The organism is Sphingomonas sp., assembly GCF_035555815.1.
Taxonomy (GTDB): domain Bacteria; phylum Pseudomonadota; class Alphaproteobacteria; order Sphingomonadales; family Sphingomonadaceae; genus Sphingomonas.
Map to the genome: position 1 here is coordinate 1 of NZ_DATMGG010000177.1, position 8,090 is coordinate 8,090.

General features: G+C 69.0%; 8 protein-coding genes and 1 pseudogene. 6 read left to right on the top strand and 3 right to left on the bottom strand.

Annotated elements, in window-relative coordinates:
* The coding region (locus tag VNR91_RS09675) for an NAD(P)/FAD-dependent oxidoreductase (RefSeq protein ID WP_325490557.1) at positions 1-733 on the top strand (733 nt) is incomplete at its 5' end.
* Between the two features lie 4 nt (positions 734-737).
* Here VNR91_RS09675 and VNR91_RS09680 read toward each other — a convergent pair.
* From VNR91_RS09680 to VNR91_RS09690, 3 genes are read right to left on the bottom strand one after another with little or no spacing between them, the layout of a single operon-like run.
* Positions 738-1,529: a hydrolase 1, exosortase A system-associated gene (locus VNR91_RS09680; RefSeq protein ID WP_325490558.1), complete on the bottom strand. Its 792-nt coding sequence runs from the start codon at positions 1,527-1,529 to the stop codon at positions 738-740.
* Entirely contained in the window at positions 1,517-2,242 is a 726-nt protein-coding gene (locus VNR91_RS09685; protein WP_325490559.1) for a hypothetical protein, read from the bottom strand. The genes VNR91_RS09680 and VNR91_RS09685 overlap by 13 nt, the downstream gene beginning before the upstream one ends.
* Complete coding sequence (locus VNR91_RS09690) at positions 2,239-2,511, bottom strand: phosphopantetheine-binding protein (RefSeq protein WP_325490560.1); 273 nt, start codon at positions 2,509-2,511, stop codon at positions 2,239-2,241. The genes VNR91_RS09685 and VNR91_RS09690 overlap by 4 nt, the downstream gene beginning before the upstream one ends.
* 86 nt (positions 2,512-2,597) lie before the next feature.
* Here VNR91_RS09690 and VNR91_RS09695 point away from each other — a divergent pair, with 86 nt between their 5' ends.
* The 5 genes and pseudogenes from VNR91_RS09695 to VNR91_RS09715 all read left to right on the top strand — a co-directional run.
* Complete coding sequence (locus VNR91_RS09695; RefSeq protein WP_325490561.1) at positions 2,598-4,094, top strand: acyl-CoA ligase (AMP-forming), exosortase A system-associated; 1,497 nt, start codon at positions 2,598-2,600, stop codon at positions 4,092-4,094.
* Positions 4,091-5,302 carry a pyridoxal-dependent decarboxylase, exosortase A system-associated gene (locus VNR91_RS09700; protein WP_325490562.1) on the top strand — a complete coding sequence of 404 codons (1,212 nt, stop codon included), beginning with the start codon at positions 4,091-4,093 and terminating at the stop codon, positions 5,300-5,302. The genes VNR91_RS09695 and VNR91_RS09700 overlap by 4 nt, the downstream gene beginning before the upstream one ends.
* Positions 5,303-5,402: 100 nt before the next feature.
* Positions 5,403-6,050, top strand: coding sequence for an XrtA/PEP-CTERM system exopolysaccharide export protein (locus VNR91_RS09705; RefSeq protein WP_325490563.1), 648 nt, complete (start codon positions 5,403-5,405; stop codon positions 6,048-6,050).
* Complete coding sequence (locus tag VNR91_RS09710) at positions 6,051-7,595, top strand: XrtA system polysaccharide chain length determinant (protein ID WP_325490564.1); 1,545 nt, start codon at positions 6,051-6,053, stop codon at positions 7,593-7,595. It abuts the gene before it with no gap.
* Positions 7,595-8,090, top strand: a pseudogene (locus VNR91_RS09715) (exopolysaccharide biosynthesis protein); the annotation flags it as partial. The gene VNR91_RS09710 and the pseudogene VNR91_RS09715, both read left to right, overlap by 1 nt.

Below are 8,090 nucleotides of genomic sequence, written 5' to 3' on the forward strand. Positions count from 1 at the left end.
GATGATGTGGGACACGATCGTCGAGGTCGACCTGACGCGGCGCCCGTTCCGGCTGGTCGGCGACGGCGGCGATATCTACACCGGCGACGTGCTGGTGATCGCCACCGGCGCGCAGGCGAAATGGCTGGGCCTCGATTCCGAGGAATCGTTGAAGGGAAAGGGCGTAAGTGCCTGCGCAACCTGCGACGGGTTTTTCTATCGCGGCAAGAAGGTGGCGGTGATCGGCGGCGGCAACACCGCTGTCGAAGAGGCGCTGTACCTGACCAACCATTCGCCCGACGTGACGCTGATCCATCGCCGCGACAGCCTGCGCGCGGAGAAGATCCTCCAGCAGCGCCTGTTCGCCAACGAGCGGATCAAGGTGCTGTGGAACCAGGAGGTCGAACGGTTCGTCGGCGGCGGCACGCCCGAGGGGCTGGTGGCGCTGGAGCTGCGCGATACCGTCAGCGGGGCGCTGTCGCGGCTCGACATCGACGGCGGCTTCGTCGCGATCGGGCACCATCCCGCGACCGAGCTGTTCCGGGGACACATCGACCTTGATGAGGACCATTACATCAAGGTCGAGCCGGGATCGACGCGCACCAGCGTGCCCGGCGTGTTCGCGTGCGGCGACGTGATGGACAAGATCTATCGCCAGGCGGTGACCGCCGCCGGCACTGGCTGCATGGCCGCGCTCGACGCCGAACGTTTCCTCGCCGAAGCCGAGTTCGAGGTCGCGCAGGCGGCGGAATAACCGTTCAGGCGGCCGATTCCCGTTGGATCGCGCGCATCACCTGATCGCGCAGCCACGCCTTGTCGGTGGCCGTGGCGAAGCTGTGGCTGGCGGAATCGAGCGACAGGATCGTCACTGGCGGCGGCGCGGAGACCTGGCGCCACGCCTGGCGAAAGGCGATCGCGGTATTGTCGCGCTCGGCGAGCAAGATGGTGGCGCGGGTGCCGGCCAGCCCCGCCGCCAATGCCCGCGTCAGTGGGTTTTCCGATTGAGACGGTCTGGTTGCTACCTTGTGTAATCCCTTGGCGATCTTGCCGAAATCGACGCCGCCGCGCGCCAGCCTGAGCCAAGCGCGCGGATCGCGGATCTTTTCGGCATAGCGCGCGCGGATCGCGGCGGCGGGCGGCAGGCCATCTTCCGCGTCGCCGGTCCACGGGTTGGCGAGCACCAGCGCATCGGTGCCCGCCGCCGAATGATAGAGCGCCAGCGCGGTCGCCGCGTCGCAATTGCCGAACGCGACCAGCCGGGTGACGCGCGCCTCCGCGACGAAGGTGGCGGCGGCGGCGGCGATATCGGGGGCGGAGGCGGCGTATCCCGTGTTCTTCCCGCTCGAATCGCCGATCCCGCGCCGGTCGAAGCGGAACACAGGGACGCCCTCCGCGGCGAGGCCGGCGGCGAGTTCGGCCATTCCGCGATGCGCGCCGACGCGAATCTCGTTGCCGCCAGACACGATCAGCAGCCCGGTGGCGCCGTCCGCCTCATCGAGCGTGCCGGCCAGCGTATCGCCCGCGCAGGGGAACAGGATCAGCCTTCGCATGATCGGACCCAGGCGGTCAGATCGTCCGCGAGCAATTCGACGAGCGCGCGATCATTGTCCGGCTCGGCCCGGCGCCACAGTGGCGGGCCGGGCAGCTTGACGTCGGCCGGTTCGGGATCGCTGTCGAGGCGGACAACGCGCCGGGGAATGTCGGGCTGGTCGAACGGGGTAAGGGCGGTGAGTTCGGATAGCAGATGGGGGGAAACAAGGTTGCCGGCGATCGCGACCGGAGAATGTCCAGATTCGATCGCGGTATCGCCTTCCAGATACCAGAATTCATTGAGGGAATGGTCGACTTCGATCTGCTTGATCCGCGTCAGTTCGCGCAGCACGCGGGCACCGTCGACCGGCGCCAGATGCCACCGCCCGGACAGTAGCGCCAACGGGTCGAGCAGCGCGCCGCTGCGGATGCCGGCGCCATAGGTTTCGCGTCCTTCGCGGTCGAACCGGGCCGCCGCCCCCTCGAACGCCTCGCGCATCATCATGATCGTGACGTCACGGGTCGGCACCAGGCTTTCGCCGGTACCGGGCAGGTCGGGAATCGCCGACGCGATCCGTCGCCGCGCCAGCGCGCGCGCGACCGACACGATCAGCGCGCGGGTGCGGTTGGCTTCCTCGAACAGCGGCTGGGCGAACACCACCACCGGGCCGTCGAGCGGGCCGAAGCGAAGCATCGCCTCCTGCCCGCCGGCCCAGTCGTAGCGATCGATCATCCGAGCGCCTTGGCTATGGCGAATCGGGTGAGGGCGCCGAAATTTTCGAGCACGTCGGCGTCGATATCGTCGTCGTCGATCAATATGCCGAGCCGGTCCTCCAACTCGGTCAGCACGCCGGCGACCGCCATCGAATCGAGTTCGGGCAGCGCGCCGAACAAGGGCGTCGTATCGTCGAACGCGGCGGCGCGCGCCTCGCTCAACCCCAAAATGTCGCGCAACACCGCGCGCACGGTTTCAATCACATTGGACGCGCCATCAGGCTGCACGCGAAATCCCCCCGGAAGCAGGCGGGTTGGCGTTACGGCGTGGCGGCGAGGTTGCCAAGAGCGGGCGGTGTGCGAAGAAGCGACTCATGGTGCCGATCGATCCCGTCCCACACCCCATCGACAGCCTGCCCGGACGCGGACGTCCCGGCGACGTCGCGTTGGAGGATCGCGGCGGGACGCTGACCTTTGCCGAGCTGGAGGGGGCGGTCGCGCGGATGGCGGGCTGGCTGGCGGCGCGGGGCCTTGCGCCGGGCGACCGGGTGGCGAGCTGGCTGCCCAAGTCGCGCGCGGCGTGCCTGCTGCCGCTGGCAGCGCCGCGCGCGGGGCTGGTGCATGTACCGATCAACCCGGTGCTGAAGCGCGCGCAGGTCGCGCATATCCTGGCGGACAGCGGCGCGGCCCTGCTGGTGACGCAGCCAGCGCGGGTCGCGGCGCTGGAGCCGGGTGATGTCGCCTGCCCGATCGTGGAGGAGGCCGAAGTGATGGCGGGCGGAGACCCGCTGCCGCCCTGCGCCGCCGCGCCCGATACGCTGGCGGCGATTCTCTACACCTCGGGATCGACGGGGCGGCCCAAGGGGGTGATGCTCAGCCATGCCAATCTGTGGCTGGGGGCGATCAGCGTCGCGCATTACCTGCGGCTGGCGCCGGAGGACAGCGTGCTCGGCGTGCTGCCGCTCAGCTTCGACTACGGGCAGAACCAGTTGTTTTCGACCTGGGCGGCGGGGGCGCGGGTGGTGCCGCTCGATTATCTGACCGCGCGCGACGTGGTGAAGGCGGTGGCGCGCCATGACGTCACGACGCTGGCCGGGGTGCCGCCGCTATGGGTGCAGTTACTGGAGGCCGAGTGGCCGGCGGAGACGGCGGCGCGGTTGCGGCGGCTGACCAATTCGGGCGGCGCGCTGACGCCCCGGCTGGTGAAGGGATTGCGCGAACGCTTCCCGCGCGCCGATCTCTACCCGATGTACGGGCTGACCGAGGCGTTCCGGTCGACCTATCTCGATCCCGCGCTGGTCGATGCGCATCCCGATTCGATCGGCCGGGCGATCCCGTTCGCCGAGGTGATGGTGGTGCGCCCGGACGGATCGCGCGCCGACGCGGGCGAGACGGGCGAACTGGTCCACGCCGGGCCGCTGGTCGCACAAGGCTATTGGCGCGATGCGGAGCGGACCGCGCTGCGCTTTCGTCCAGCGCCCGACTGGTCGGCGAGCGGGGGGACCGCGGTATGGTCGGGCGACAGCGTCACCGTCGACGCGGACGGGTTGTTGCGCTTCGTGGGGCGCGACGATGAGATGATCAAATCGGCCGGTAACCGCATCAGCCCGACCGAGATCGAGGAAGCGGTGATGGCCGGCGGTGAGACCGGCGAGGCGGTGGCGTTCGGGGTGCCGGACGAACGGCTGGGGCAGGCGATCGTCGTGGTCGCGCGCGGCGACGGATCGCGGGAGCAGGCGCTGCGCGACCGGCTACGCCGCGACCTGCCGAGCTTCATGCAGCCGGCGCGGTTCATCTGGCGGCCGGAACTGCCACGCAATGCCAACGGCAAGCTGGATCGTACAGGATTAAAAGGGGAATTGGGCCAGTGAAACCGATGGGACCGATCCCGCCCGAATTTGTCGGCGATGCGGTGTTGACGATCGGCGGACGCAGCGCGGCGGATTGGGCGACAGAGGGCACCCCCGCGTTCGTCTATGACATGTCCGTCCTTGCGGCGCGGGTCGGGCGGCTGCGCGCCGTCCTGCCGGTTGGCGTCGGCATTCATTATGCGATCAAAGCCAATCCGTTCGTTCCGCTTCTTCAGTCAATTTCTCAACTGGTTGACGGCCTGGACGTCGCTTCGGCCGGGGAATTGGCCAAGGCGCTGGCGGTCAAGCCGGCGGCGACGATCAGCTTCGCCGGGCCGGGCAAGCGCGATGCCGAGCTGGAGGCGGCAATCACCGCCGGCGCGACGATCAATCTGGAATCGGAGGGTGAGGCCGAACGCGCGCTGGCGATCGGGACGCGGCTGGGCATCGCGCCCCGGCTGGCGGTGCGGGTCAATCCCGATTTCGAGCTGAAGGGATCGGGGATGAAGATGGCGGCGAAGGCGTCGCCGTTCGGAGTCGATGCGGTACGCGTGCCCGCGCTGGTGCGGCGCGTGGTGGAGGCGGGGGCGGACTGGCGCGGATTCCACATCTTCGCGGGATCGCAGTCGCTCGATACCGCCGCGATCGTCGAGGCGCAGGCGGCGACCATCGCGCTGGCCGAGCGACTGGCGGAACAGGCCGGGGCGGCGCCGCCGCTGGTCAACCTGGGCGGCGGGATGGGAGTCCCCTATTTTGCGGGGGATGTGCCGGTCGACGTCGAACGGATCGGCGCGGCCCTGGGCGAGGCGATCGCCCGCACCTCGCTCCGGGCGGGGTTCGCGATCGAACTGGGGCGCTGGCTGGTGGCGGAGGCGGGGGTCTATCTGACGCGCGTGGTCGATCGCAAGGAGAGCGGGGGCGAGACGTTCCTGGTGGTCGACGGCGGGCTCAACCACCAACTGGCCGCGACCGGCAATTTCGGCACGGTGGTGCGGCGCAACTATCCGGTGGCGCTGGCGCGTGACGTCACCGGTGACGCCACCGAAACCGTCTCGATCGTCGGGCCGCTGTGCACCCCGCTCGACCGGCTGGCCGATCGCGTCGCCCTTCCCCGCGCCGAAGTGGGCGATCTGATCGCGGTTTTCCTCGCGGGGGCCTATGGCGCCACCGCCAGCCCCACGGCGTTCCTCGGCCATCCCCCAGCCCGTGAGTTGGTGGCGCAGCCCTAACGCTATCTTTACCTCCTGATCGCATAGCTGGCCGCAATCTGTGCGAGTTGCCGGTGCGAGACGTCGCGTCGGTAGGCTCGTGCGCAGCGAGGGTTATGCGATGCGTCTCCGTGCCAAGTCCCGGATATTACTGGGCGCGACGATCCTGCCGGTGGTGGCGACCGGCTGCGCCGGTGGCGGTGGCGGCCGGGCGGAATTGCCGTCGGCGCAGTTCGTCGCGCAGCAGGAAGGGCCGGGCGAGCAATATATCGTCGGCCCGCTCGACCAGCTCCAGATCTTCGTGTGGCGCAATCCCGAACTGTCGGCGAAGGTGCAGGTGCGCCCCGACGGCCGCATCACCACGCCGCTGATCAACGACATGCCCGCGGTCGGCAAGACCCCGGCGATGCTGGCCGACGACCTGAAGATCGCGCTTGGCGAATATATCAAGGACCCGATCGTTTCGGTGATCGTCGAGAATTTCTCCGGCACGTACAGTCAGCAGATCCGCGTGGTCGGCGCGGCGGAGAAGCCGGCGTCGATCCCCTATCGCGCGAACATGACGCTGCTCGACGCGATGATCGCGGTGGGCGGGCTCAGCGAATATGCCAACGGCAATGGCGCGCACCTGGTCCGGTTCGACCGCACCACCGGCAAGCAGCGCGAGTACCGCATCAAGCTCAAGAGCCTGCTGCGCGGCGGCGATGTCGGCGCGAACGTGCGGCTGGAGCCGGGCGACGTCATCATCATCCCGGAAAGCCTGTTCTAGATGGGTGGCATCTACGAAGAGCTCCGCGCGGCGTTGCACGCGGTCTGGATCCGGCGCTGGATCGCGCTGGGCGTGGCTTGGGCGCTGTGCCTGCTCGGCTGGCTGGTGGTGTCGCAGATCCCGAACCAGTACGAATCGCACGCGCGCGTGTTTGTCCAGCTGCGGTCGGTGCTGCCGACCGGCGGCCAGAACCAGGCCGAACAGGCCAAGGACATCGACCGCATCCGCCAGACGCTGACCAGCTCGGTCAACCTGCAAAAGGTCGTGCGCGGCACCGACATCGGCAACAGCGTCGCCAACGACCGCGACATGGCCGATCGGGTCGGAAGCCTGCAAAAGGCGATCAAGATCACCTCGACCCAGGACAATCTGTTCGAGATTTCGGCGACCATCGCCAATGGCGGCGCGTCCGACGCGGCCAATGCGAAGCTGGCGCGTGCAGTGGTGCAGAAGCTGATCGACATCTTTGTCGAGGACAATCTGGCCAACAACCGTGACGGCACGTCGCAGTCGCTCCAGTTCCTCGACCAGCAGCTCGACCAGCGCCAGCGCCAGTTGCAGGAGGCGGAGGCCAAGCGCGCCGATTTCCAGGCGAAGTTCCTGGGATCGTTGCCCGGCACCGGATCGCTCGACGAGCGGATGGCGACGGCGCGCAGCCAGATCGCGCAGATCGACAGCGATCTGGCGGCGGCGCAATCGAGCCTGGCGGCGGTCAACGGCCAGATGGTCGGGACGACCGCGACGATCGCCGGCCCCGGCGGAGCACCGGCCAACGCCGGCCCGGCGCGGGCGCGGGTCGCGGCGATCCAGGGCCAGCTGGCCGAGGCGCGCGGACGCGGCTGGACCGACAATCACCCGGATGTGATCGCGCTGAAGAACCAGCTGGCGATCGCGCAGGCGGCGGCGCGCAACGAACCGCTGGTGCCTGGCGGCGGGGCCGGGGCGTCGCAGAACCCGCTCTACCTCTCGCTCAAGTCGATGCAGGCGGACAAGGCGGCGCAGGTCGCCGCGCTCCAGCAGCGCAAGTCGCAGATCACCGGGGATATCGCCACGTTCGAGGCGAAGATGAACCAGCAGCCCGGCGTCGCATCCGAACAGGGCGCGATCGAGCGCGACTATCAGGTGCTCAAGGATCAATATGCCAAGCTGCTCACCGACCGCGAGCAGGTGAAGTTGCAAAGCCAGGTCCAGACCCAGACCGATGCGGTCAAGTTCAGCGTGATCGATCCGCCGACCAGCCCGCACAAGCCGACCGCGCCCAATCGCCCGCTGTTCCTGACCGCAGTGCTGATCGCCGGAATCGGCGGCGGCATCGCCGTGGCGTTCGCGCTGGGGCAGATCCAGCCGACCTATGCCACCGCCGGCCGGCTGGGACGCGCCAGCGGGATGCCGGTGATCGGATCGATCGGCGAGGTGGTGACGGCGGCGCAGGCATCTTTGCGGGCCAAGCGGCTGCGGCTGTTCGCCGGCGGGGTCGGGGCGCTGGGTGCGGCGTGGATGCTGCTCGTCGGGCTTGAATTCCTCCAGCGCGGGATGGTCGCGTAATGAACGACGCCACGCCACGCCGCCTGTCGGGCTCGCTGCTCGAACGGGCCGCCGCGATGTACGATTTCGCGCCGACACCGGTGTCGATCGCGCCGGATGCGCCTGCACCCGCCTTTGCACCTGCCGCCACGCCGGTCGATCCGGTCGTCGCGGAGACGCCTTCGCCGCAGCCGGAGGTCGCGCCCGCGCGCCCGGTGGTGCGTCGTTTCGCCCCGGTCGATCGCGATGCGCTGGCCGAACGCGGGATGCTGGTGCCCGGCGGCCCGGTGACGCCACTGGGCGAGGAATTCCGGCTGGTGAAGCGGCAACTGCTGCTCACCGCCCGCGCCGTCGCGGATACGCAGCCGCAGAAATCGCGGCTGGTGCTGGTCTGTTCGGCCCGGCCCGATGACGGCAAGACGTTCTGCGCGGTCAATCTGGCACTGTCGATGGCGGCCGAAAAGGACGTCGAGGTGGTGCTGGTCGACGGCGATCTGGTCAAGCCAGACGTGCTGG